The organism is Methanothrix sp. (genome assembly GCF_024518575.1).
GTDB lineage: Archaea > Halobacteriota > Methanosarcinia > Methanotrichales > Methanotrichaceae > Methanothrix_B.
Window position 1 is genome coordinate 1 of record NZ_JANIHG010000023.1, and the last position, 25,092, is coordinate 25,092.

20 protein-coding genes and 1 rRNA gene are annotated in these 25,092 nt (G+C 54.2%); 4 read left to right on the forward strand and 17 right to left on the reverse strand.

The window, feature by feature from the left end; translation table 11 throughout:
- Positions 1–410: 410 nt before the first annotated feature.
- Positions 411–1,187 carry an Ada metal-binding domain-containing protein gene (locus NQU42_RS05780; protein WP_296609798.1) on the forward strand — a complete coding sequence of 259 codons (777 nt, stop codon included), beginning with the start codon at positions 411–413 and terminating at the stop codon, positions 1,185–1,187.
- 335 nt (positions 1,188–1,522) lie between these two features.
- Here the strand turns inward: NQU42_RS05780 and NQU42_RS05785 are convergent, their stop codons facing one another.
- Positions 1,523–2,803 (reverse strand): tripartite tricarboxylate transporter permease, encoded by a 1,281-nt coding sequence (locus NQU42_RS05785; RefSeq protein ID WP_296609823.1) that lies wholly within the window; start codon positions 2,801–2,803, stop codon positions 1,523–1,525.
- 374 nt (positions 2,804–3,177) lie between these two features.
- Here NQU42_RS05785 and NQU42_RS05790 point away from each other — a divergent pair, with 374 nt between their 5' ends.
- Both NQU42_RS05790 and NQU42_RS05795 read left to right on the forward strand, forming a co-directional pair.
- Positions 3,178–5,463 (forward strand): PAS domain S-box protein, encoded by a 2,286-nt coding sequence (locus tag NQU42_RS05790; protein WP_296609800.1) that lies wholly within the window; start codon positions 3,178–3,180, stop codon positions 5,461–5,463.
- Between the two features lie 29 nt (positions 5,464–5,492).
- Complete coding sequence (locus NQU42_RS05795; protein ID WP_296609801.1) at positions 5,493–5,849, forward strand: cyclophilin-like fold protein; 357 nt, start codon at positions 5,493–5,495, stop codon at positions 5,847–5,849.
- A 344-nt stretch (positions 5,850–6,193) separates the two neighbouring features.
- Here NQU42_RS05795 and NQU42_RS05800 read toward each other — a convergent pair whose 3' ends face one another.
- The 10 genes from NQU42_RS05800 to eno form a co-directional block, all read right to left on the reverse strand.
- Entirely contained in the window at positions 6,194–6,637 is a 444-nt protein-coding gene (locus tag NQU42_RS05800) for a hypothetical protein (protein ID WP_296609825.1), read from the reverse strand.
- Positions 6,637–7,410, reverse strand: coding sequence for a 4-hydroxy-tetrahydrodipicolinate reductase (gene dapB, locus NQU42_RS05805; protein ID WP_296609803.1), 774 nt, complete (start codon positions 7,408–7,410; stop codon positions 6,637–6,639). The genes NQU42_RS05800 and dapB overlap by 1 nt, the downstream gene beginning before the upstream one ends.
- The gene (dapA, locus tag NQU42_RS05810; protein WP_296609805.1) at positions 7,407–8,294 is read right to left on the reverse strand and encodes a 4-hydroxy-tetrahydrodipicolinate synthase; all 888 of its coding nucleotides are present in this window, start codon (positions 8,292–8,294) and stop codon (positions 7,407–7,409) included. The genes dapB and dapA overlap by 4 nt, the downstream gene beginning before the upstream one ends.
- Positions 8,287–8,505, reverse strand: a complete 219-nt coding sequence (locus NQU42_RS05815) for a 30S ribosomal protein S17e (RefSeq protein WP_296609806.1) — start codon at positions 8,503–8,505, stop codon at positions 8,287–8,289. Before NQU42_RS05815 ends, dapA begins: the two co-directional genes overlap by 8 nt.
- A gap of 118 nt (positions 8,506–8,623) precedes the next feature.
- Entirely contained in the window at positions 8,624–10,000 is a 1,377-nt protein-coding gene (thiD, locus tag NQU42_RS05820) for a bifunctional hydroxymethylpyrimidine kinase/phosphomethylpyrimidine kinase (RefSeq protein WP_296609808.1), read from the reverse strand.
- Between the two features lie 8 nt (positions 10,001–10,008).
- Complete coding sequence (locus NQU42_RS05825) at positions 10,009–10,554, reverse strand: hypothetical protein (protein ID WP_296609810.1); 546 nt, start codon at positions 10,552–10,554, stop codon at positions 10,009–10,011.
- Positions 10,555–10,612: 58 nt separating this feature from the next.
- The gene (locus NQU42_RS05830) at positions 10,613–11,047 is read right to left on the reverse strand and encodes a DUF61 family protein (RefSeq protein WP_296609811.1); all 435 of its coding nucleotides are present in this window, start codon (positions 11,045–11,047) and stop codon (positions 10,613–10,615) included.
- 31 nt (positions 11,048–11,078) lie between these two features.
- On the reverse strand, positions 11,079–11,915 hold the full coding sequence (locus tag NQU42_RS05835; protein ID WP_296609812.1) for an ATP-binding protein: 837 nt from the start codon (positions 11,913–11,915) through the stop codon (positions 11,079–11,081).
- Positions 11,916–11,950: 35 nt separating this feature from the next.
- On the reverse strand, positions 11,951–12,376 hold the full coding sequence (locus NQU42_RS05840) for an HIT family protein (RefSeq protein ID WP_296609813.1): 426 nt from the start codon (positions 12,374–12,376) through the stop codon (positions 11,951–11,953).
- A gap of 70 nt (positions 12,377–12,446) precedes the next feature.
- Positions 12,447–13,709 carry a phosphopyruvate hydratase gene (gene eno, locus NQU42_RS05845; RefSeq protein WP_296609827.1) on the reverse strand — a complete coding sequence of 421 codons (1,263 nt, stop codon included), beginning with the start codon at positions 13,707–13,709 and terminating at the stop codon, positions 12,447–12,449.
- 151 nt (positions 13,710–13,860) lie between these two features.
- Here eno and NQU42_RS05850 point away from each other — a divergent pair, with 151 nt between their 5' ends.
- Positions 13,861–17,472, forward strand: coding sequence for a biopolymer transporter Tol (locus NQU42_RS05850; RefSeq protein WP_296609815.1), 3,612 nt, complete (start codon positions 13,861–13,863; stop codon positions 17,470–17,472).
- A 300-nt stretch (positions 17,473–17,772) separates the two neighbouring features.
- On the opposite strand, the gene bchH is transcribed toward NQU42_RS05850, so the two are convergent.
- The 6 genes from bchH to rrf form a co-directional block, all read right to left on the reverse strand.
- Positions 17,773–21,501 (reverse strand): magnesium chelatase subunit H, encoded by a 3,729-nt coding sequence (gene bchH / locus NQU42_RS05855; RefSeq protein ID WP_296609816.1) that lies wholly within the window; start codon positions 21,499–21,501, stop codon positions 17,773–17,775.
- Positions 21,502–21,518: 17 nt separating this feature from the next.
- Positions 21,519–22,724 (reverse strand): ABC transporter substrate-binding protein, encoded by a 1,206-nt coding sequence (locus NQU42_RS05860; RefSeq protein ID WP_296609818.1) that lies wholly within the window; start codon positions 22,722–22,724, stop codon positions 21,519–21,521.
- A gap of 545 nt (positions 22,725–23,269) precedes the next feature.
- Positions 23,270–23,953, reverse strand: a complete 684-nt coding sequence (locus NQU42_RS05865) for a tRNA(His) guanylyltransferase Thg1 family protein (protein ID WP_296609819.1) — start codon at positions 23,951–23,953, stop codon at positions 23,270–23,272.
- Between the two features lies 1 nt (position 23,954).
- Positions 23,955–24,221, reverse strand: coding sequence for a PRC-barrel domain-containing protein (locus NQU42_RS05870; protein WP_296609821.1), 267 nt, complete (start codon positions 24,219–24,221; stop codon positions 23,955–23,957).
- A gap of 90 nt (positions 24,222–24,311) precedes the next feature.
- Positions 24,312–24,866: a hypothetical protein gene (locus NQU42_RS05875; protein ID WP_296609822.1), complete on the reverse strand. Its 555-nt coding sequence runs from the start codon at positions 24,864–24,866 to the stop codon at positions 24,312–24,314.
- A gap of 109 nt (positions 24,867–24,975) precedes the next feature.
- A 5S ribosomal RNA gene (rrf, locus tag NQU42_RS05880) occupies positions 24,976–25,092 on the reverse strand; the annotation flags it as partial.

The following is a 25,092-nucleotide window of genomic DNA, read 5'->3' on the forward strand; positions in this document are numbered from 1 at the left end:
TAGCTATCGATTTTTACTAGAATTGCAATTCGTATGAATTCAGCCTCTACTATCGGATTCTCAGACATTATTCAACACAGCACTGTGTTGGATAAGTCCTAAAATTCTTAACCGAATGCCATTAGGGTAAAGATGGAAATATAGCCGGGAATCGATGCCCAGAGATGGAATTAGGAAAAAGTTATCCAACACGGCAACTCAAAAGCAGAGAAACGTTATGGTAGGTGGGGTATTCTCCTCTCCGAACCGAAGACCGGAGTCTACGCTACCCCTACATCCCAGTTTTATGGAGGACAACCTCCTGTGTTGGGGCGTTTCTGGACAAAACTAACATCGCATCGAAGCCTTCATCCTTTTGGCGCGCCTCTCCTCTCGCATGCACGGTTTCCATTGGAAATGAGGGGGTCCCTGTGTTCAGATTTGTCTCCATTATCTGCGCTTTGCTGGTTCTGACATTTGTTCAGGGATGCGTTGAGCAAAAAGCTGCTGAGCAGAGCGGCTCTGTGGAAGTTCATGCGGAGAGGAAGCTCGACCTGGAGTTCGAGTCCGGAGTCTCCAGCGAGCTCTTCCTTGTCAGGGGCACTCTGGATCTGATCTCCAACATCTCTGAGCCCTACCTGCTGCTTGAGGCTCAGCTCATGAGAGAAGGTCAGGAGGTTCTGCGGTCGAGATACCTCCTGATCGATGTGGCCCCGGGGCAGACAGCTTTCGAGTTCTCAAAGTCCGCGAGGCTGCACCCCGGGAGGGGCTATACATGTCGCCTCGTGGTCTCCGGTGCGGATGGCCCGATTCTGAGCGCCGAGCGCGCGGCTCAGATCCTGGAGAGCAGCACGGAGCGCTCGCTGTATCCCGCATCGCTTTCATTCAGCGAGCCTGCTGGATCCTCAGGGAAAAATGGGGATGGCGCCACGAAAGGTGAGGATGAGCGATCTGATGAGGATGAGACAGAAAAGGATACGAAAGATAACGGGGATACTAAAGATAGTGGGTCAAATGTTACAGGCAGATCTGGGGAGGCTGAGCAGTATGGAGCAAAACAGTATGTCGGAAGCACCACCTCCAGGAAGTACCACATCCCAGAATGCCGTTACGCTAAGAAGATAAAGCCTGAGCACACTGTGTTTTTCTCAAGCAAGGAGGAGGCAGAATCAAAGGGGTACGAGCCATGCAAGGTTTGCAATCCCTGATGCGAATCAAGGGTTTTGAAATCTGGGATCTCAGGAGCGCTCATGCCAGCAACCTGATGTAGTGTGATACGGCTGCTGGAAGCATTCATTCGCCTCAGCCTCGAGGAGCGCCTCATCTTGCATGTCCTCAGAGGGATACGAGCTGTCAGAGGTTGAGCGCGCCCTCGAGACGTTCTTCAGGTCTGCCTCTGGCAAGTCCCCAGTATGGCTCGGGGTTTTTGTTTGATGATCGGGGCACAGAGGATGCATAAGATCCAGCGACCTCATCCTGAGATTTTGAAGCTCCTGTTGTGGATCTCCACTGGTACACAGAGGATGCATAAGATCCAGCGATCTCATCCTGAGAGGTAGTAGATTATGAGCGGCAGCATCAGAACGCCCATAGCATGCGTTTTCCTTATCCCGGCAAGATGCGGGGAGAGGCCGATCAGTGTGGAGATGAGGAATATGAAGATGCCGAACGCTCCTGTGAAGATGAAGGCTATAAGGGCAAGCGACCCTAGAACGAAGATCGAGAGGTTCCTGTAATCGATCTTTGAGAGGAGAGTTCCAGCGATGCAGGCGAGCCATACTGTTGTCATGTACGATACGAGCGCTATGGCTGTCGCTATTACCATCATCGCATAGAGCTGGCCTCCATCGAGATCGATGAGCTCATTTACTGCTGCAGCAGCTCCGCTTCTCGGCCTGCCTATCACCACCAGAGCCACCATTGAGAGGAAGGCGCATGAGGTGTTGACACCTGAGACGGATACGAGGAACTCCCTCGCAGACTGATCCTCATCCTCGATGCCCCTTCCGAGCCTTGTGAGCATGGTTGCGACCGCGGGGGAGACCCCCGGGATCCAGGCGACCAGAGAGCCTGCTGCCCCTCCCATGATAATCGATCTCACGAGAGGCACCGCCGAGAGATCGAATCCCGTATCCCTCTGCTCTGCCATCTCCGTGGACGAGAATATGCTGAGGATCAGAGAGGATGCGCCGAAGATCCCGCTGAGCAGTGGTAGAAGCACATCCGGCTCAAGCCCCAGAGGAGATGAGAGGAGATCCTGGTTCTCAAACGCAAAGATCCCCAGTAGACCGCTCGTCAGGAAGACCGAGAGCGCAAGCGCCCGTTTCTTCATTGTTCTGTATGGGGCAGGGTCAATATCGCGCTCTTTCATTATCATAATGGCAGCTATGCTGAGCAGGATAACTCCTACCCATTCCATCAGCAGATCGTAGTATCTGCTGAATACCCAGGAGAGAGGTGGTACGAGCGACAGCGCGACCAGGACAGATCCGGCGGATCCTATGGCAGATAAACGCACAGCCTCTATGCCCCTGCCTCTCAGCATGAGCCTGTGGCCGGGCAGAACTGCGAGCACGGTATCAGAATCAGGAGCGCCCACGAATACCGTTGGTATGGCATCCAGGAACGTCTGGGATATGCTGGCGGCCAGGATCACCACAGCCACGTGGTAGGGGCTGAGGCCCAGCTTCATCATCGAAGGCGACGCCCCAAGGAGTATCGCGGCAAAGGTATTGACATGGAGCCCCGGTATAAGGCCGCTGATCACTCCAAGCAGGAAGCCAAATGCTGCGCAGGGCACAACGTAGGGGTCCAAGCTTATCACCATATCTTTCACGGAGATGGCAGAGCGTGCTGGCCGCTCGATATTTGAGCCGTTGGCTCTGGAGGCCGGCTGCGCTCCAGAGCATGAACTGCGATCGTTCCTGTGGCTGTCATGAGCGATTGGGGCTTCAGCCTCTGAGGGGGTTCCCCACATCGGATATCTGCAGGAATGGAATGTAAATGTCTCGGTTCAGCCATGCGATCCTGTGAATGAGGATTCACCGGTCCACCTTTGCCTCCAGAGTTTAGAGGCAGACAGGAGAGCATCAGTTCATGCTCACCACCATCTGCAGGGCATGCCTCTCCATATCTCCTCAAAACTGCTTGAACTCATCAAAACTTTCTAATATGAAATCTGCATCAGCTCTGCTGAGCATGCCTGATCCAGAGATCGATCGCGATCTAGCTTATCAGATACTGAACTCGCTCGGCCAGGGTGTTGCTGCGTCGAGGATTGTGGATGGCCGGTGGATCATCGAATACGCGAACCCGGCCCTCGCCAGCATGCTGGGAGATCAGTTGAGCGAGATAGTGGGAAGATCTTTTGAGGAGTTTCTGCATCCAGACGACATCCCCAGACTTCTGGAGAGCAGGGCGAAGAGGATCGAGGGGATCACAACCAGCTATGAGGTGAGGATTTCGCGAAAGGATGGCTCAGTTCTGCCAGTGCTCATCACGGGTGTCCCGAGGGTGGTTGATAACCAGATAGTCGGCGGCATACTGGTGATAACCGACCTCAGCGATTACTACTCGGTTTTGAGGCGGCTGAAGAGCTCCGAGCGCAGGCTCCTGGATATTCTGGAGTTCATGCCGGATCCTGCCTTCGGTATAGACATGGAAGGCAGGGTGATCTTCTGGAACAGAGCACTGGAGGATCTCACCGGAGTGAAGAAGGATCAGATGCTTGGAAAGGGCAATTACGAGTGCGCGATCCCGTTCTACGGCCGCAGAAGGCCGGTGCTTGCACACCTCGCGATAGGTGGATACGACGAATCTCTGCCAGAAGGTTACAGAAACCTCCGGAGAGAGGGGGATGTGCTCACCGCCGAGGTTTTCATACCCACGTTCGGCCGCGGGGGTGCGCATCTGTGGCTCAAGGCCGCACCCATATACAGCGCAGAGGGAACGGTCGAGGGTGCCATAGAGGTGATACGCGATATCACTGAGAATGTGAAGCGGGTGGATGAGCTGCGCTTGAGCGAGGCGCGGTACAGATCGATCGTGGAGGATATGCCGTTTCTCGTATGCCGCTTCGATCATGATGGCGTTCTCACTTTCGTCAACGAGAACTACTGCAGATACTTCGGGCTCGAAAGATCTGAGATCCTGGGCAGATCCTTCCTGGAGCTGATACCGGAGGATGATAGGGAGGCTGTATTGAGAAGGTTCAGGAGCCTAACGCCGGAGAGGCCGCATGTTACATACATCCACCGCGTGAAGAGGGGAGATGAGATCCGCTGGCAGCGGTGGACTGACAGGGCGATATTCGGCCAGGATGGAGCGGTTCTCGAGTACCAGTCTCTTGGAGAGGATATCACCGCTGAGAAGAATATGGAGGATGCTCTGAGGGAGAGCGAGCACAAATTCAGGGTGCTGGCCGAGCGCACAGCCGCTTGCATAACCATATTCAAAGACGAGCGGTTCTTGTACATCAACCATTCCGGGGAGCGCATTTGCGGTTACACGAGAGATGAACTCCTGGGGGAATCGATATGGAAGGTCGTCCACCCAGAGGATGCCATCTGGCTGAGGGAGATGTACTCAAGGATGGTGCGGGGAGAACCAACGCCTTCGAGATATGAGTTCAGGATCGTCACGAAGAGCGGAGAAGTGCGGTGGGTGGATTACGCCTCCGGCATCATACAGTTTGAGGGGGAGCCTGCGATAATTGGGACAAGTATCGATATCACGGAGAGAAGGCAGGCAGAGGAGGAGCTGAGGAGGCTCAAGGCCTCTTTAGAGGATATGGTGCGGGCTAGAACCGAGGAGCTCGAGAAGAGGAACGAGGAGATGGAGAGCTTTGTGTATACAGTATCCCATGATCTCAGAAGGCCGCTGATAACCATAAGCGGGCTTGCAGGCCTTGCAGAGCTCGATCTCGATAAAGGAGATGTGGAAAAGGCGAGGGAGAGCCTGAGGAAGATCGCGCGATCCGCGGAGAGCATGGACATGCTCCTGAGCGATATCCTGGAGCTCTCCAGGATAGGCCGTCTCGTAAATCCCCCTGAGGATGTGCCGTTTGAGCTTTTGGTAAAAGATGCGATCGATCAGCTCTCTGAGATGATCAGAAGTAGAGGCGCTGAGATAAAGGTGGCAGATGGTATGCCCACGGTTCGCGTCGATCGCATGAGAGTCGTCGAGGCGCTGGTCAATCTGATAGACAACAGCATAAAATATACAGGAAAAGATAAGAGGCCTGTTATTGAGATATTCTACAGAGATGGCGTCTTCTGCATCAGGGATAACGGCATCGGAATACCGGAGAAACAGAGGGTTAAGGTCTTCGAGCTCTTCTACAAGGTCGATCCGAAGAGCGATGGCACTGGTGTGGGGCTGACCATAGTCAAAAGGATCATCGAGTTCCATGGCGGGAGGATATGGGTGGAGTCAGACGGGTGCAGCTGGACAGCATTCTGCTTCACGCTACCGGTGGTCTCATGAGATAACACGTCTCATCGGAGGTGATTTGGATGAGGAGAATTGAAATCGATATACCTGCGCTGGGCAGGGCCATCGCGGAGCTCGACGATAGGAATCCGAGAACCGCTGAGGCTGTTTGGAATGCGCTGCCGATCGTGGGAAAGGCGATGCTCTGGGGCGAGGAGGTCTACTTCGAGACGCCTCTTGATTGCAAGGATGAAAACACCTCCCCCTCCGCGACCGCAGGCGATATCTCCTACTGGTCTCCAGGGAATGCGATATGCATCTTCTTCGGCAGTACACAGCCGTACTCGCCGGTGAACCACATCGGCAGGATCTCAGAGGGCCTCGGGATATTCTCTGATGTAATAGAGGGCGCTGAGATCGTGCTCAGAAGGGCCAGGTAGAGGCATCGAGAAACAGAGATGTGCGGCTGGGGGCGAGGTGCGCGGATCCGTGGCCGGGGAGTTCTGTTCGATGGTGCAGTTAGCACAGCAACCGGCGTCTGCACTACTCTAAATCCGGGGTCAGATACAGGCTGCCGGGCGCTGGTGAGACGATGGAGGAGGTCGAGAGGCAGCTCAATCTGATCCTCCTCGAGATCGCCAGTTTGAAATGATATGGGACTGCACCGAGAGGCTACGCGAAAAAGACCACCTCTCACCGCATCTCGCGGAGTATTCGCAGCATAATGAGCGAGCTGTCGTACTGGACCGCGCTGTGCACCACAACGGAGGAGTGTAGGGTGTCATCACAGCTCTATCCTGACGCCGAAGAGACGCTCGAACCTCTCGAGCTTTGCCCTCGCTCTGTAGAGGTTCTGGCGCACGTAGGGTCTGCCCTCCTGGAATGCGATCATATCCCTTATCTCAGCAGGGGTGAAGACCACCTCCAGGCGCTCCTGCGGCACCTCTGAAACCCTGAGCGAGGTTCTCGCAGGCGCGTGCCCCTCAGATGCCTCCACAACAAGCGGCATGTCCTCTATCCATGACCAGTCATCGGCGTAAACCATGAGCAGCGCTCTGGAGCAGCCACTGCATCTGGCCGCTACCATCCATCTGCCCGCGTGTTTGTAGTACCCGAGGCTCAGCAGATCGCCATCGCAGGCTGTGCAGATGCCCACTCGGTTCTGCGCTCTCGATACAGGCGATAGCTTCGTATCATCCAGCACGAGATCCGGATCTTTGAAGAGCATCAACTCGAAGCCAGCACCTCTTCCATGCTGTGGATTCCCGGCGGAGCCTTCACAACCCACCTTGCAGCCCTCAGGGCGCCTGTGGCGAAGGCTGATCTGCTGTGCGCCTGGTGCTTGATCTCTAGCCTCTCCCCCGGACCGGCAAAGAGCACGATGTGGTCTCCCACGATATCGCCTGCTCTTACAGCATGCACTCCGATCTCCTTGCCCCTCTCGCATATGCCCTCTCTGCCGTGGCGGATATCCTCTATCCCGAGAGAGCGTCTCAGTATCTCAACCGTCCTCATCGCGGTCCCGCTGGGAGCATCCCTCTTTTTCCGGTGGTGCGCCTCTATGATCTCCACATCGTAATCGCTGAGCGATCTGGCTGCAATCTCCACAAGCTTCCAGAAGATGTTGACCCCAAGGCTGAAGTTCGGCGAGATAACAGCAGCGATGCCTGCGCTCTTTATCGTATCCTCTATGATGGAGATCTGCTCCTCGGAGAAACCTGTCGTTCCGACGACAAGGGCCACTCTGTTCTCAGCAGCCGCGCGTATGTTCTCCAGAGCTGCGGATGGCACCGTGAAGTCGATCAGCACATTTGGTTGCGAATCCCTGAGAACCCTGCGCACGTCCCCTGCATCAGACACACGGAGATCTCCGAGCACAGGCTCTCCGATCCCAACGACATCGATCGCAGCCACGAGCCTCAGATCCTGGGAGCTCCTGATCTCATCGATTATGAGCGATCCCATTCTCCCCTTCGCCCCGGTTAAGGCAACATCTATCATCTCATATCGCCCGTAAGGTCTGACATCTTTGTGAGGATATCTTTGAGCTTCGCCTCGTTCTCCTCTGACATCGGAGCCAGCGGAAGCCTTAGGGGGCCTGCTGCCATCCCCATCATGCGGTATGCTGTCTTCACCGGTATCGGATTCGTCTCCAGGAACATCGCACGCACCAGAGGCGCAAGCCTGTAATGAAGCTCCCTTGCCCTTGCGATGTCACCATTGAGAAAAGCATCGACCATCGCGACGGTGGCGCGCGGGGCCACATTGGCGACCACGGAGACGACACCGGTTGCCCCAAGCGCCAGCATCGGCAGCGTGAGGTCGTCATCTCCCGAGAGCACCGAGAATTTCTTGCCCGATGTGAGCTCTATTATCCTCGAGACCTGCGTCAGGCTGCCGCTCGCCTCCTTCACAGCAACGATATTGCTGATCTCAGCTAGCCTGGCCACGACCTCGGGACGGAGCTCGACACCGGTCCTCTTCGGAACGTTGTAAAGAACTATGGGGATGTCAGCGGATTCAGCGATCTTCCTGAAATGCTCAAACAGACCCCTCTCGTTCGGACGGTTGTAGTATGGTGTTATGAGAAGAGCGGCATCTGCTCCGGCATCGGCAGCATGTCTTGTGAGATCTATCGCCTCTGATGTATTGTTGGATCCGGTCCCTGCCACGACAGGCACCTTCGAGCACTCTACCACTACCTCAACAACCCTCTTGTGCTCCTCATGGCTCAGGGTTGCGGACTCGCCGGTTGTGCCGCAGGGAACTATACCTGATATGCCTGTACTCGCAAGAGCCTCGACGTTTCTTCGCAGGCCATCCTCGTCCAGAGATCCATCGTCCTTGAAGGGGGTTATGATCGCGGGAAATACCCCTCTAAACATTGGACTCAACCTCTGCTCGCAGGCTCGCCTTCTGCTCAAGTATCCTCGTGATGTAACCAGCTATTCTGTTTCTTATCGCCTTGTTCTGCACGTTTGTGTAAGCAGTGACCTTTTCCTTGTTCTGCTCAAAATCAGTGGTGAACTCTCCCTCGTATGTGCTCATGAGCTTTTTTGCGAAGTTTTTGATATAGCTCGGCTTTACGCATCCCATCCAACTCACTCCAGACAGCGATCTTCTCCTACTATGAGGCCTCGATTTATATTTTCCTATCGTTTCTGGTGTGGCGTCAAGATAGGAGATCTGAGCTGAATGACTCCGCAGAGGCTGGTTATCTGGCGCCGCTATTTTGACGGGTCCGTCTCTTGAGCGCATTTGAGAGCATCACCGCTATGGTGGCCACAGAGACAGCGTCTCTGCCCAGAATGCGTATCATCGGCTCCTTTCCCATTCCTCCGGCATCCCAGATCAGATCAGGCACAGCACCCAGCCGCTCTATCGCCCTTGCCGTACCCCAGCTCATCGTGCTCTCGCCAGGTGGCTCCTCGCCTCTGTCGAAGCTCGATATCCTGAGACCCATGCGCGCGGCCTCTGAAAGGAGATCCTCACAAAGCTTGATGTTCATGGCTGCTCTGATCCCGGGATCGAAGCGCATCGCCGAGAGCACGATCCGCGCGATGTGCCTGCTCGCGCCGAACCTGATGCATCCGGAGACGTGAGCCCTCCTGCCTGCTCTCACTATCCTGCCCTCAACAGCTGCGACATCATTTTCTGAGAGGGCTCCGGGTATCGCCATTCCGATGTTCGATCCCACCTCAGGTATGAGCCCGACGAACATCTGCTCATCTCTGAGCATGGAGACCGCATGATCGAGAGAGGATACAACACGGAACCTCTCAGCATCCTCTCTGAGACTCGCCGCCTGATCCACAGGCGCAGCGCCGTGGCCGACAGGCCTGCTCCTCTCGATGGACTCTGCTGCGAAATCCTGCGCATGCCTTGCAGCCTCCTGCAGCCCCATCCCCATTGAGAGGTAGGCTGCCAGTGCGGCTGAATATGTGCATCCCACACCGTGGTTTCCGCCCGATCTCCTCCTGCCTGATATGCACACACTCTCATCTTTAGTAACAAGGAGATCCACACACTCATCCGCCGGCAGCCCTGCAGCCCTGCACTCCAGGTGACCGCCGGTCACCACAACAGCCCTTGCGCCCATCCCCAATATCCTCATGGCGGCCTCTCTCGCGCTCTCCAGGTCGCTGATCCTGACGCCTGTGATCGCCTCCGCCTCGAAGATGTTCGGCGTGACGACGGATGCCACCGGTATAAGCTTCTCCCTGAGGGCGATAAGAGCGCCATCTGCGATGAGCGATCCGCCGGCCTCAGCTGCAATTACCGGATCCACAACAACAGAGCAGTGCAGCGCACGTAGCCTCTCCGCAACCAGGGAGATCGCGTCCGGCGAGAAGAGCATCCCTGTCTTCGCCCAGGATATATCGAAGTCCTCAGCGACCGCATCCAGCTGGGATGCGATCATCTCCGCTGGTACAGGAAATACCCCACGGACGCCCAGGGTGTTCTGAGCAGTCACAGCGGTGATGACGCTCAAACCATGGACCCCCAGCGCTGCAAAGGTCTTCAGATCGGCCTGGATACCGGCTCCTCCACCTGAGTCAGAGCCGCCCACTGTGAGAACAGATCTCTCCATCTGTCAGGCTAACGTCTCCTCTCGACCGCGCGTATCACATCTTCCGGCAGACCGTACTTCCTCGCGAGCTTTATCGCCTTGGAGTACATCCCTGAGCTCACGTACATATCGAAAGCTGCCTGCGCAGCCTCCATCCTGAGCGTTATCGGTAGATCGAACTCCTCTGCGATCTTGGCGGCGTTCTTCAGCAGCCCGAAGTCCATGCTCTTCCTGAACGCCTTGGATGCCGCGTCCTGCACCATCTGCTTGGGGAGATCGAACTCCTTTGCGCATTTCGCAGCGGCCTTGTACTGCTCGCTGTCCATCTTCCTCTGGAAAGATCTCGCCGCGGCCTCCTTCACGATCTTGGGGTCTAGGCCGTACGTCTTGCCGAGCTCGGCCGCCACAGAGTACTCGCCGAGCTCTATGTTCTTCCTGAAGGCCGCCTCGACAGCATCCTGGAGCATATCGTTAGGCAGAGAGTACTGCTCCTTGATCCTGGCAGCCTCCTTGTAGCCACCACGAGCCATGCTCTCCTTGAAGAGCCTCAGGGCCTCCTCGAAAGACTCAGCCATATGTCACCTCTCTTTAGGTATTCGCGTAATGAGTATAAAAAACATGTTGGATCCTGGCTCAGAGCGAATCCTCTCTCAGAGATGTCACGAACGCGTACTGCGTTGTTGTGGGCAGCTTCCGCCTCAGCTCCCTCACGTCCGGGAGGTATATCACCATGCTCCTGCTCCCGATATCCCCGCGCTTGAGGTTGAGTATCTTGGAGACCGCCTCTATCTCAGCCTCCCCCTGTATCCTTGCGGATCCGCTTCCCAGCTCCGGGGACATCTCTATTAGAATTGGAAGCCTGATTCGCGACCACATGAATCTGGGAATAGAGTTAGATATGAGCTCGAGCTCGGGCCTGTCCATGATGTAGAACGTGTTGTCCTTGCCCTTTATCCCTGGCTTCTCCTCCTCCAGGAGCTCCGCTAGCGTCTTCCTCTTGGGAGGAAGGTGCTGGTTCATCGTCTGGATCGTCTTGATCAGTATCTTCCTGTCTGCCTGCGTGTACATTTCCTGTGTGTTTCTCTCTTGATGCTTTATATTACTTATCCTCTCTCCGGCTCTGCATGCTCCTGCTTCTTATCCGGCCCACCCGCTCGTTCAGCGCCTCTGCGAGCCTCGGATCGAGAGCGCCTGAGTAGAGGTCTATCCTTGCTGCAATGGCGAGCTTTGCTGCGAGCGCCCTCGCGATCCTGCCGCGCAGCCTTTTCGGGGATGACTGGATCAGGGGATGCCTGAATATGAGCCCGTGCTTCGGGGAAGGCGCCTTGCCCCTGAGGTGCCGGAAGAGGGCTCTCTCAGCGCCGATCACCTGTATCGTGGATGCGGGAAGCCTGGCGAGCCTCTCTAGGCCACCAGCCCTCGAGATCAGCCTGGCAGCCAGCACCGGACCGAGGATCGTGGAGAGGTTCGGCGCGATCTCCCTCGCTTTGGTCTCAAGAAGATCTTCGAGATCCTCTCTGGCTTTGATCAGATCAAGCAGGGATCTTGCCACGATACCAGTCCCCTCTCTATCGGAGAGAGCTCTCGCCAGCTCCTCTCCCCTGCACCTCATACCGTAAAAGAGAGACCACTCGTACAGCCGCTCCTCAAGAAGGTTTATCGCCACGTTCAGATCATCCAGAGACTCAACCATCTGGAGAAGATCCGACTGAGGGGAGCACATGCCCTCAAGCTGCCGCTTGACGAGGGCGATCGCGACGTCCCTTAGGCGCTGATTGTAATCAACATCATCACTCGCAAAGCCCAGCTCGATAGCAACAGCTCGTATGTCGATCTGGGGATCTGATGATGGCATCTCATGGGAGAGAAGACGCTCCACGCTCTCCTCTCTGTTGTACGCCCTCCTCTCAGATATGCTTCCGCACCAGATCTCCATGCTGACTCGCTCCCGCTCTGAAAACGGGCTTCTTATCACACGCTCCTCAGGATCTCTGCAGTCTCCTTCAGCTCATTCCTGAGCGATGCCATGATAGCCGAAGACTCCTGGAATCCCTCGAGGGCGTTGAAGAACCTGTCAACAGGGTCGCCTTTGTATGTCGGGACGAGAAATATGTGTGTATGCGGTATCCTCCTGCCCCTCGCATACATGGCCACGAAGTCCGGTCCAAAGGCTCTTTTGATCCTCTCAGATACCGACCGTGCGAGCCTGAAGAGGCTCGAGATCTCCTGCTCGTCGAGATCATGCCACCAAGGGACATGGCGCTTAGGTATCACCAAACAATGCCCCTTAGCGAGCGGGTTGATGTCCAGTATCGCCATGGAGAGCTCATCCTCATCTATGATATGTGCCGGCTCCTCTCCGCTGACAATTCTGCAAAAGACACAGCTCTCAGTCATTATTTCACGGTGGGATTTTAAGAAAAAGAGGTATAAAAATCTTCTAACCATCCGGGAAGATCACAATCTCTCAGCTCCATCTCCTTTTGCCGGCGTAGCTGGCGGAGCTGCCGAGTGCCTCCTGGATTCTAAGCAGCTGGTTGTACTTAGCGTTCCGCTCGCTCCTTGCAGGGGCACCTGTCTTGAGTAGCTCAGCGCCTATCGCCACCGATACATCCGCAAGCGCGCTGTCCTCAGTCTCAGCAGATCTGTGGCTCACCATCACCTTGAAGCTGTTCCTGTATGCGAGCGTGGCTGCATCAAAGGCCTCAGAGACCGTGCCTATCTGGTTGAGCTTGAGCAGAAGCGCGTTCGTGGCTCTCATCCTTATGCCCTTCTCGATCCTCGCGATGTTCGTCACGTAGAGGTCATCCCCCACGATTATAGTATTTGGCAGTTTCCTCGTGAGCTCCGCGAAGTCCTCGAAGGCGTTCTCCTCGAATGGGTCCTCGATTAGAACGATCGGGTAGGTCTTTACGAGATCCACGTACAGATCAATCAGCTCCCCTGGCGAGAGCCTGTCGTTATCTATGGAATAGCCTCCGTCCAGGTAAAAGCTGGAGGCTGCAGGATCTATCGCGAGCTTGATCTCCTCCGTGTATCCGGTGACGTCCAGTGCAGCCATTATGGCATCGAGCGCATCTCTGGTCTTCGATATCGGAGGAGCGTAGCCCCCTTCGAAGCCGACGTTTGTTGCGACATTGCCGTATTTTCCTCTGAGTATCCTTCCCAGGGCGTGGTACGTCTCGGCCGCCATTCTGAGCGCCTCGCTGAAGCTCTCCGCGCCCCAAGGCTCTATCATGAACTCCTGTATGGACAGATCGTTTCCGGCGTGCTTCCCTCCGTTGAGCACGTTCAATGAAGGCACCGGCAGCCTTGTGGCTGATACGCCGCCCAGGTATCTGTAGAGTGGAATGCCCAGGGAGCTCGCAGCAGCCTTGGCCACAGCCAGAGATACCCCAAGTATCGAGTTCGCGCCCAGATTCGACTTGTTCGGAGTCCCGTCCATCTCCATCATGATCTGATCGATGCCCCTCTGGTCGGTCACATCCAGACCGATGAGCTTGGGCGCGATGACCTCATTGACGTTACTGACAGCTTTCAGCACGCCCTTTCCATCGTACCTCTCCCCACCATCTCTCAGCTCCAGCGCCTCGTATGTGCCTGTTGATGCCCCTGATGGCACCGCTGCTCTTCCGAAACCGCAGCATGTCCAGACGTCAACCTCTATAGTGGGATTGCCGCGAGAGTCAAGTATCTCTCTCGCATGGATCTTCTCGATCTCAAGTGTCATAATTACCACGGCCAGGAGTCTGTGCGGGATTTATTTAAGTCTGATGTGATAGGTGGTGCTCAATCTGACGAACGATTAACGACAGATGTCGAGATAGGTTCATGTAGGTGTACTGAAAAGTACTGATCGCCTGTGGAATGAGGAATGCAAGATGATCGGCAGAACGATAGCTATCATCATTTTCATCACGGCCGTGTTCGCGGCATCAGGCGCTGATGTTGGAAAGGATCGACCGATTGCTGTTTACACGGGATCCGGACAGGAGCAGCCTGATATCGACGGACATATAGTGGTCTGGGCAGACGAGAGGAGCGGGAACTTCGATATCTTCATGTACGACCTGGAGATAGGCGCTGAGCGGTGGGTCTGCATCGACCCATTCATCCAGATCAACCCTGCAGTATCTGGCGACAGAATAGTCTGGCAGGATATGCGAAGCGGCAACGCTGACATATACCTCTACGATGTGAAGAATCGAGTCGAGCAGATTGTCTGTGGCGATAACGGCAACCAGACAGATCCTGATATCGATGGCGATACGGTCGTCTGGAGCGATGACAGGGACGGCGACTGGAACATCTATCTAAAGGATCTCTCAACAAACCAGCAGAAGCGTGTGGTCTCAGCTCCCAAGGACCAGATCACCCCCAAGGTGAGCGGGAGCCGCGTGGTCTGGGCGGACGAGAGGAGCGGGAACTTCGATATCTACATGTACGATATCAAAAGCGGATCGGAGAGAGCGATCTGCACCGCAGCCGGCGACCAGACGCTTCCGGCGATCGATGGAGATATCATCGCGTGGGCAGACAACAGATCCGGCGAGATGGATGTCGCTTTCTTTGATCTATCCTCAGGGAAGGAGACCGTCCTGGCGAGGCCCGGCATCCAGACAGCACCATCTGTCTGGAGAAGAAACATCACGTGGCAGAACAACGGGAGTGAGATTGTTCTCTACAACATAGACACTCGCGATGAAACAGTTCTCATCAGAGGTCCAATAGTTATGGAGCCGGCGATCAGTGACCGTGGGGTTGTATGGACAGACTACAGGCAGGGTATCCAGGATCCTGATATCTACATGTGGGACAGGACGATACTGCCGGATCTGCCCGTGACCCAAGGCATGTTCAATCACACGAATCCGGCGGTCTTCAGCGACAGGGTTGTGTGGACGGATGACAGGACAGGGCACTATCAGGTTTACATGATGAACCTCACGACCGGAGAGGAGATCAGGATCACAAACGATGAGATCGACCATAGCAGCCCTGATATCTCCGGGGATTATGTGATATACACAGACAAGAGAAACGGCAACCTGGATGTTTTTCTGTACGACCTCAGGGCCGGGAAGGAGCGACTGCTCTCGAAAGACCCCGCTGATCAGAGATATTCGATGATCGACGGTAGATATGTTGTCTGGATGGACAACAGGACAGGGAGCGATCAGCTATACGTCTACGACATCCTCCAGGGGTCTGAGAGGCAGATAACAACACAGCAGCAGGCTCAGCTGATGTCACCTGTCATTTCGGGCGACAGGATCGTGTGGGCTGACAGGAGGTCCGGGAAGTGGGATATCTACATGTACAACCTGACGACCGGCAGGGAGACTCCGATATGCACAAATCCCGCGAACCAGGTGCAGCCCTGGATTCACGGGGATACCATTGTATGGGCTGATGGAAGGAACGCGCCCAATGCTAGCATCCGGAACTGGGACATTTACTCATACAATCTGACAACAGGCAGGGAGACCCCGATATGCACAAACGGCTACAACCAGGGCGCGCCCTGTGTGTACGGCAGGTATGTTGCATGGCTCGATGAGAGGGGAGGGGCGGCTGACATATATCTGTACGACCTGGAGAAGGGCATAGAGGTGCCTGTCTCGACGCTGCCCATGTATCAGACGCCGAGCGATGGTAAGGGCGATCCATACAGGGTGAAGCCCATAGCCTCAAGCAGGATGCTGAGCGATAAGTACATCGTGTGGACGGACGACAGCTCTGGAAGGCCGCAGATAAGAGCCAGATCCCCACTCTGGGAGCCGCTTCTGTGGCTGAGCACAGATTTCCCATCGACAAATGGCAGTCTGATGGTCTGGTCTGATAACAGGCGTGGCGACTGGGACATCTACGGCTTCGATTTCTTCACGCGATCCGAGATACCGATAGTGAGAGCTGACGGGGATCAGCTTTACCCGAGGGCCTCCGGCCAGAATGTCGTCTGGTCGGATTATCGCTCAGGCAACTCGGATGTTTACATGATAAACATGAGTACAGAAGAGATCACAGCTGTCGCGACCGGTCCTGGCGATCAGGTGTGGGCCGATGTATCCGGGGACAGAATAGTCTGGATGGACAACTCATCAGGAAACTGGGATGTTGTGCTCTACAACATCTCCAGCGGCATCGCAGAGCCTCTGCGCAAGCCGGGCGACCAGATGTATCCGAAGATCTCGGGGAGCCTGATCGCATGGCAGGATAACAGAAACGGTGAATGGGATGTTTACGTGTACGATCTCAGGACCGGCAACGAGACGAAGCTGACTGGCGATGGCGACCAGCTCTTCCCGGATGTCGCTGGAAATACGATCGTCTGGGAGGATCGGACCAACGGCGACATCGCCTACTACATCTACGATAAGAAATGGAGCAAGAGGTATCCTCGGCCCGGAATGCAGACATCCCCCGCTGTTTCAGGAAAGTACATAGCATATGTCGATGATGACGGATCCCTGCGGAGGCTGGATGTGACGACGTGGAAGGACGATCTGATCGCATCAGGACCGGGCCAGCTCAAGCCGGACATGGACCAGAAGCTGGTGTGGCTGGACGCGCTGAGGGGCAAGCCGAGATACGAGAGTCTTGGGGGGCAGATAAGCGTTGTGTGCAGAGCTCCTGGTGAGCAGAGCATGCCAGCGGTGAGCGGAAACTTTGTTGTCTGGATGGACAACCGGACGGGCAATCCTGATATCTACGTCTACGATCTATTCAGAAACGTTGAGATCCCTCTGGCTGGAGGCCCGCTCTACGATATGTACCCCGACATAAGGGGCACTGTGATAGCATGGGTCGGCCAGAACCCGCAGCACGACAACTGGGCGGTCAGAACATTCGATGTGATAACGGCGAACAGATCACAGCTCACAGGCGCTGAGTTCTTCACCCCATCCCCGATATCCATCGGGGACAAATACCTCGTCTGGCAGGATCTATCATTCGCAGGCTGGAGGCTCTACAAGAAACTGGTATACGGAGGCACGGAGCCTGTCGAGGCGATACCCCCGAGCGGAACGAATCCAAGAACTGCAGGAGATATCGTAGTTTACCAGGACAACAAGGACGGTAACTGGAACGTCTACATCTGGAAGGGGCAGCAGAAGACCCCTGTGACAGCAGATCCGGCGGATCAGATCAACCCTGTGACGGATGGATACATCGTCGTGTACCAGGACAACAGGAACGGCAACTGGGACATCTACGCGTTCGATACGAATACGAGCAAGGAGATCAGGATAACATCCGATCCGAGCGATCAGACGAATCCGGATATCGAGAGCGGAGTGATCGTCTGGCAGGACAGGAGGAATGGAGACTGGGACATATATGCATTCGATCTCTCCACGGGTCGAGAGATCCCTATATGCATAGCTCCGGGAGATCAGACAAGGCCGCGCATAGGGAGCAGGAAGATAGTATGGGAGGACAGCCGCAGCGGAGACAAGGACATCTACATCTACGACAGCTACTCACCATGAGCGCGCTCATGGTGAGTGCGCTCACCTCCATGTCTGTTTAGCAGGGACTGAAAAGAAACTCCACCGATCCCAGGAACTCTTCAACCATGATCTCCTGTAATTCTAGGAGATCAACCACTTTTTAGTCGTGGGCTTGAGATCTCGAGTGGATCTTAGATGATGCCCTGGGTCATTTGCTCTGGGTTCAGAGATGCAGGTGCTGCCCAGATTTATCTTTAAGAGTGGGCGAAGCGAGAGGACTCGTTCAGGGCGGGGAGCTTTCACCCACCTGCTGAGGGTTAGGAAGCTGGGATCTCAGGTTTATGTAGAGGAACTTCCTGCCTCTATTTCCCCCTCCATCTCAAGGCAGCTTCTCCTTAACCTCTCTATCTCATCTTCATTCGCATTCCAGTAGCCTCTCCTGTAAGCTTCCATCAGCCACTCACCTATCTTCACAGCAGCATACCGGTTGTTCTCGAGCAGTCTGTTCCTTGTGACCTCATCAAAGATGTACCGCTCAGCGATCGATGACCATATCCAGCTCTCTACGGAGTGTGTTGTGGCAGCAAGACCGAGTATGTTCTCTATGCGATCCGCGATCTTCTGAGCTCCGTGGAACCTGTGGGCGAGCATACCATCAATCCATCTGGGATTGAGAAGCCTGGTGCGCACCCCCATCTCCACAGTGGACCGGATATCCTCAGTTCTTATGATCTCTCCTGTGGTGTCTGAAACGAGCATCAACGGATCCCTGCCTCTGGCAGACCTGATAGCGCTTGAGAGCCCGCCGAAGAACTCGAAGTAGTGGTCGAGATCTACAAACTCCCAGTCGTGGGAATCCCTGATTTGAGATACCAGATCCACCCTGGAGATGTTGCTCCTGTATAGGTCGAGCTGCTGCTGAGCATGCACTCCTTCTGTGTATATATGGCTCATAGAGCTCGCATAAACCTCAGCGAGTTCCTCCTCACTGCGCCAGACCGAGTCTTCGATGAGCGGAAGCATCCTCGTTCCGTACTCCCCAGCCCTCGGGCCGAACATCCTCCCCTTCGCAAGTAGGTTTGCCTGACTCTCCTCAACCCCTTTTTGGAGCAGGCTGTTCATGTTCTCGAGCGTGTGCCTTCTCACGTAATTCATATCCAGCGGCTCATCGAGCGAGCTCACGAGAGCAAACGCCCTGTCGAGAAGCTGCACCACGTTTGGAAACATGTCCCTGAAGAACCCGCAGATGTTGACCAGGCAGTCCACCCTGGGCCTTCCGAGCTCCTCTAGAGTCAACGGGATGAGCCTGACAGCCATCGATCCCGGATCTCGCTCCAGGCGCAAGCCCAGATATCTCAGAATCTGCCCGATCGTCTCGCCTCCGGTCTTCGTGGTCTCGAATCCCCAGAGTATCACCCCTACCATCTTGGGATAGGAGTTGGTTCTATTCAGGCAGGCCCGGATGGTGTTCTCTGCGATTTCTTCTCCCCTTTTAATTGCATCTGATGTCGGTATACGGACCGGATCGAACTGGACGAGATTTCTCCCTGTGGGCAGGGCATGAGGTGATCTGATGATATCTCCGCCGATGGATGGCTCGATGAACCTGCCATCAAGCCCTCTGAGGAAGTTCTCGATCTCCATGTGATTGTCGGAGTATCTCCTGGCAGTCTCCAGACCGTACCTGAGCGTCTTTTTCATCTCGTTTTTCAGTTCTCCTTTGATCTCGACTGGATAGCTCTCCCTGGAACCTTCCATTGCAATGTTTATGATCTCAGAGCAGATCCTGTCGATCTCGTTGATCTCACGAGACCGATTTTTCAGAAGCTCCCTGTAATCCCTCCCCAGTGCTTCTGCAACTATGCTGTTCAGGGACCTCACACCATCTCTGTCGTATCTGAGAAGCATCTGCACGAAATTCTTCAGATCTTCATGGCTGCAGCTCTCCCCCAGAACATGAAGGCCTCTGGGCATGATCCTTCTCTTCATCTCGTACAGGATATCCTGTATCTCATCGACGCTATTCGCTCTGATATTCAGCCTCCCAGCCCTCTCGAAGATGCGTTCTCTGAGCCGTTCCGCTCTGCCAGTATCATATGTAACTGCCTGGCTGTGCTCATCTATGAGCTCTTCAAGATCCACATAGCCCTCGTACAGGCCGGCATCAGTGTAGGGAGGGGAGTTGTAGCTGATGGTTGTGGCGTATAGCCTTCTTTTGGCGATCACGACCTCAGAGGTGTTGACGACATGGTAGAAGTATAGGTTTGGCATATCCCCGATGAGCATATCGGGATAGCACCTTGAGCTCAGAGCAAGCTCCTTGCCCTTCATGAACTCAGCGAGCCCATGTGTCCCAACGTGGACGACCGCATCAGCCCTCCATATCCTCTGGAGCCAGTGGTAGAATGCGATGTACTGGTGATGAGGTGGCTTTGTTTTATCGTGCGCCGCATCCCTCACATCTGCGTCTCTGAGAGGCGGGCGCGATGGCTGCACCCCGATAAAGACTTTTCCGAGATCGAGACCTGGTATGAGTATCTTCCCATCGGAGACCATCACATCGCCTGGAGGCTCTCCCCAGAATTCCACGATCTCTTTCTGCAGATCCTCTGGAAGGGATCTGAATACCTGCATGTATTCCTCAAGGCTCAAAGATGGACATTCTTTCAGGGTTGTCTCTGCGTGGAGCCATTTCCCCGTGTTCACGGCTGCCATATCATAAAAAAGAGTGTCCAGCTCCTTATCGGGCATGCTAAGAGTGTACCCGGCATCTCTCATTGCCTGCAGCAACCGCTTCAGGCTGGCGAAGACATCGAGGTAAGATGCTCTTCCGAGGTTCTCCTCTCCCGGAGGGTAGTTGTAAATTATCAGTGCGATCCGCTTTCTTGCATTCTCCTCTCTCCTGAGATGTATCCACCTGCGTATCCTGGAGGATATTCTGGAGATGCGCTCATCGATTGCAGCCACCTCACGGACATCCATATCATCGATCTTGAAGGAGCGGATGCCGCAGCATGGTATCGGCTCTATGCACCCATCCAGCTCAGGCCATATGACAGCCATTATCGACTCTGTTGGGGATAAACCTGCCTCAGATCTCTCCCAGTCATCGATGCAGCTCTGGTACATCGATACGGGCGCGAACACAGGGACGTCGAGCTCCTTGAGAAGTTTTTTCGTGAGCTCCGGATCGCCTCCCAGAGGCCCACCATTTATGCGGAACCACGTGAGGTTTATCATCGCATCTATCACAGACGCATCTCTCAGAAAGAAACTCCGGATCGCCCTCAGGTTGTGGATGCCATCTGAGAATACAGGTATGATGTTCACATCACCAAGCGCTTCATCAAGAGCCTTGAGCACGGGAAGACACTGATCGAAGTGCATGTTTCCGTAGAAAAGAACACCTATGCTGGCTCTCTCCGGGTCCAGATGGGGCAGAAGCGCATCCAGAGAATCCAGAAACATTCCCCTGTGATATATCCCATACTCAGGAAATGGCACAGGATCTGCAGCTCGGGGAAGATCGCATCCGAGATACTCCCTGAGAAGCAGGATGAGAAGATTCTTGAGGTTCTCAGGACCGCCATACCTCCAGTACTTCGCGATCTTTATGTAGTTGCTCGCATCCCTCACAGGTCCGAGCGGGGCGACCCTCCCTGCGGTCTCAACTATTCCCTGGATTCTCTTGATCTTCTCCCAGATCTCCTCAGGGTCTCTGACCTCTCCTGCCTTCAGTCTTTTGGCCACTGAAGATCCGCGAAAGGATCCTAGCCTGGTGATGGACATCATTCTTCCTATGGGGCTGACGAGGTTAACAACGATGTTATCTCCATCTTTCAGCGTTTCGTAAACGATCTCCTCTGCTCTGCAACTGCCCCTTATATCGACCAGCACAGCATCAGATGACCTTAGATCCTCGGAGAACGTCTCAAAATCAAAACAGAAATCAAACTGCTCAGGGTAGTAGACCCTGAGCTCAAGTGGAATTGCGTACGTGTCTTTGATGTTACGGCCTGCCGACACCAGAGCAGAGCTGTGAACGGTTGAGATGCATGTGATCTTCATCGCAGCCCCTCGGACCCTCAAGGCTCTGGGTAGATCAGAGCGCCACGTTTACTCAGATCGTAATCGAGATGCTGGAACTCTGAGAGGTATCTCTGATGCAATGCTCTCGGATCCACATCTGAAAACACATCAGGATGAAGTATCTTCGCGAGATACGCGAGGCCTATGAAATGCCTGCAGCCGCTGTATGGCAGATAGGTCCAGAATGGAGATGCCATGACAAAGACCCTGCCGTCCCTGACCGCAGTGACGTTCTGCAGCTCAGGTCGTCCCATTATCTCGTCCCTTACGGACTTCAGCTTTGTAATCCCATTTGCATCCATTGCGTCGTAGTCCTCATCATAGACAAGTCTTATTATGACATCCGGATTCGCCGCTATCACTGTCTCCGGAGAGATCTCCCCTCCTGTCCTGCCGGTGATTATGCTCTTCCCACCAGCCATCTCGACCGGCATTGCATCGAGAATTGGGTTGTTTGACACCCTGTAGGGTCCGTACTCCACATACACCTTCGGTCTGTTCTCGTCAGCTATTCCTTTCGTCCTCCCTATCACGGATCCGAGAACACTCTCATAGAAAGCACGGAACCTGGCGGACTCATTCTCTCTCTCCAGGAGTCTGCCGAGCCTTTCGATCTCCTCTGAATATGAGTCGGGTCGGCTGCATGCCATACAGAAGATCTTTATACCTGTGCCGTTGAGCCTCTCCAGCACAGTCTGAAGGTAGTTCTGGCCGGTTGGGCCGGGCCCAGGATGCACGAGCAGAAGATCTGGATGTATCTGGAGTATCTTCTCGAGATCAGGCTCGTAGAAGTGGCCTATCGTTGGCAGGTCATGGTACTCCTGGAAAATGGAGTATTTCTCTATGTCTGAGGGTGCAGCAACCACCATATCCCGCGGCACACCGATCGATCTCAGCGTCTCCATCTGGTGGGATACCGTGCAGGCAATGGACCTCACAGGTCTGTAAAGGGTCACATTTCTCCCGACAGAATCCACCACGCTCAGGGGATATCTCTCATGAATATGCCTTATCTCCGCAAGCGCATCTGATGAGATCTCGCCTTTAGCGTGCGACTCCTCTGCGATCTTCAGCTCATCAGCCGAGACCAGCATATCGCCGTTCAGATCTCCAGGCACGTGATCGAAAGCAAGCGCCGGGATGCTGGTAAGAACAGCCAATAATGCCATTAAGGCAATTGATCTGTGCACAACAACCACCATAGTATTATTATACTATTATTTAGTATTATTCAATTTGTCTATGATCTTGGCTCTTAATATTTAAGAATTACGAGCTTCAATAGTCATACACTTATTATCAGATTTAATTTCAAACATTTAACAAATAAGCTGGACCTGTTGTCTCAAAAGTTTGATGTGGCAGGTGAACCGAGTGCTTCAGCGGACAATCTTAACGATTATCTGGATAACTTCAGACAAATTTCCTTGGATCATCTCGCGATTATCGAATATCCGGATCGTGCAGAGATCTGTATCGAGCAGATCAAGATCCTTGGACTCCCGTTTACAATGAAATAGCTTAATTGGTATCATGAATTTTAACAGATCATTGTTGTGTTGGATTACTTTTTCAGAATTCCATCTCTAGGCATCGATTTTTGGCTAATTTTCATCTTTACCCCTAAGGGCCTTCGGTTACGAATTTTAGGACTTATCCAACACAGCACAAATCATTGCACTCTGCAACTAGATCATGGATCACTTTCATCTTTTGGGCACGTCTTTTATTACATGTGCCGTTCTCATCACTCTGCTGCAGAGAGTATCTCCTCCAATAGTCTGCGCCCATCCTCAGTGGTGAAGAGCGGGAGATCCCAATCCTCGATAATGCCTGAGCTCGATCTGTATATCATAACCCCTCTTCTCTCCCAGGCCGGGGTCCTGGCGAGATTCACGCCGCGCTGAAAGAGCATCTCGTGTATATCGCTCTCTCTCATGTTGCGGAGCGACTCCATCGCATCGGCATGGCTCTTCCCCTCATCGACAAGAGCGTAGAAACCGTATGAGAAGACGTGGTTCCGCCAGGCCTCGGCCTGCGACTCCTGGAGGTAACTGAGTATCTCCTCCCTGCAGACAGGTATCACCCTCGCATCCATCGAGACAACCCTGCCGAGGGAGATGGAGAGCGATGATGAGATGTAAGATGCTGTAACAGAGTCGAGCTTCTCGAGCCTGCCCCTGAAAGGCTCGTCCAGGAAGAGAAGGTTGACCTCATCGGAGAACGTGTAAGCGAGTATCGGGGCCAGGCCGGAGCTCTCCATGAATGTCTTCGCAGCAGAGACGATCGATCGCGCAAATACAAGGTCATATGGTTTGCTGAAGTCCCGGAGCATCCTCCCGAACCCGCGGCCGTCCGCGCGGACAAAAAATGGGGAACGAACACGAAGCTCTGAGAATATCGCCCCGTTCCTGCAGCCGCTTCTGGTCATGCTACTCTCTGGGAGGAGCATCTTTGTTCGCGATGGCCCTCTTTGTATGCCTCATTATGATTATGTCTCCAACTGCGGTGATCCATCTGAACGGCACTATGATTCCCTTGCCCTTGAGATCAAAGAGCTCCCTGTTGAGGGACCCGACAGCGATGCCGCTCAGGGTGCCGCCATCAGCGTCCAGAACAGCATCCTCAACCTTGCCAACAAACACGCCGCGATCGGTGTAGACCTCCAGGCCCAATATCGATGAGATCTCTGCATCCATGCAGATCGCCAGTGCTATTTAGATCATGTATAATATAAAGATTACATCGGGCGTGGTCTACAAACCGAGAAACTTATTATGAGTACAAGCTCACACTGCTACTGCGATATCAAGAACTGGAAATACCTTCCTCGCGTACCTCTTCAGCTCCTCCTCGCATTCCTCCCACGAAACGTCAATACCAAGATCATGCATGATCTCATCAAGCTGCGATTTGACCTCCTCCCAGGTGTATTTCTTCTCAGCTCTGCAGAGGTATGTCAGGAGGAAAAGCGTTGGAATGAATATCTCCCTGAACTCCTCTCTCACAAACCTCATGAAGCGCTCATTCGGGTCTCTGTACCTGTAGCTCTTCAGCTCCTCAAGGATCTGATACTGCGACTGGCAGGGATTTATATATGGATCTGTGAGCCTGACGCCTGAAAGCTCGCTCAGCTTATCGTAGATCTCAGACATGAGCCTATCGACGTACTGTTTATCGTATGCGCTGTCTCCGAGCTCTGCGATCAGTTTGTAGGCAACAAGCCTGCATCTAAGAAGTTGTATCCTGGCCTCCTCCAGGGGGAGGTTTCTGTGGATGCGACGCAGATGCTCCTCAAGATGCGCAAGCCTTGTGCGCGGGTCGAATCTCACAAAGCTGGACATCAAAACATCCTCAGAATGAGTATGACCTCATGGGTGATAACCTTTCCGCATTATAAAGAGCTGATGAAGAGGATGAAATTAAACAAAAGACAAAGTAGTTATTATTGAGAGTTGGCAGCGACCTGCATTTTCCGAGGGCTCGCGCACCTCAGTACAGTGCAGGACGTGGGCGGGCTTATCTTCTGAGTTCGGGATGGGTTCAGGAGTTTCCCCGCCGCTATGGCCG

Bases quoted from the DNA above. Each gene is read 5' to 3' on its own strand.
- NQU42_RS05870 (WP_296609821.1), bottom strand. From the start codon at position 24,221: ATGGATGCAGAGATCTCATCGATATTGGGCCTGGAGGTCTACACCGAT.
- NQU42_RS05850 (WP_296609815.1), top strand. From the start codon at position 13,861: ATGATCGGCAGAACGATAGCTATCATCATTTTCATCACGGCCGTGTTC.
- dapA (WP_296609805.1), bottom strand. From the start codon at position 8,294: ATGTTTAGAGGGGTATTTCCCGCGATCATAACCCCCTTCAAGGACGAT.
- NQU42_RS05835 (WP_296609812.1), bottom strand. From the start codon at position 11,915: ATGGAGATCTGGTGCGGAAGCATATCTGAGAGGAGGGCGTACAACAGA.
- NQU42_RS05800 (WP_296609825.1), bottom strand. From the start codon at position 6,637: ATGCTCTTCAAAGATCCGGATCTCGTGCTGGATGATACGAAGCTATCG.
- thiD (WP_296609808.1), bottom strand. From the start codon at position 10,000: ATGGAGAGATCTGTTCTCACAGTGGGCGGCTCTGACTCAGGTGGAGGA.
- NQU42_RS05825 (WP_296609810.1), bottom strand. From the start codon at position 10,554: ATGGCTGAGTCTTTCGAGGAGGCCCTGAGGCTCTTCAAGGAGAGCATG.
- NQU42_RS05840 (WP_296609813.1), bottom strand. From the start codon at position 12,376: ATGACTGAGAGCTGTGTCTTTTGCAGAATTGTCAGCGGAGAGGAGCCG.
- bchH (WP_296609816.1), bottom strand. From the start codon at position 21,501: ATGAAGATCACATGCATCTCAACCGTTCACAGCTCTGCTCTGGTGTCG.
- NQU42_RS05815 (WP_296609806.1), bottom strand. From the start codon at position 8,505: ATGGGATGCGTAAAGCCGAGCTATATCAAAAACTTCGCAAAAAAGCTC.
- eno (WP_296609827.1), bottom strand. From the start codon at position 13,709: ATGACACTTGAGATCGAGAAGATCCATGCGAGAGAGATACTTGACTCT.
- NQU42_RS05795 (WP_296609801.1), top strand. From the start codon at position 5,493: ATGAGGAGAATTGAAATCGATATACCTGCGCTGGGCAGGGCCATCGCG.
- NQU42_RS05865 (WP_296609819.1), bottom strand. From the start codon at position 23,953: ATGACCAGAAGCGGCTGCAGGAACGGGGCGATATTCTCAGAGCTTCGT.
- NQU42_RS05860 (WP_296609818.1), bottom strand. From the start codon at position 22,724: ATGGTGGTTGTTGTGCACAGATCAATTGCCTTAATGGCATTATTGGCT.
- dapB (WP_296609803.1), bottom strand. From the start codon at position 7,410: ATGATAGATGTTGCCTTAACCGGGGCGAAGGGGAGAATGGGATCGCTC.
- NQU42_RS05875 (WP_296609822.1), bottom strand. From the start codon at position 24,866: ATGTCCAGCTTTGTGAGATTCGACCCGCGCACAAGGCTTGCGCATCTT.
- NQU42_RS05830 (WP_296609811.1), bottom strand. From the start codon at position 11,047: ATGTACACGCAGGCAGACAGGAAGATACTGATCAAGACGATCCAGACG.
- NQU42_RS05790 (WP_296609800.1), top strand. From the start codon at position 3,178: ATGCCTGATCCAGAGATCGATCGCGATCTAGCTTATCAGATACTGAAC.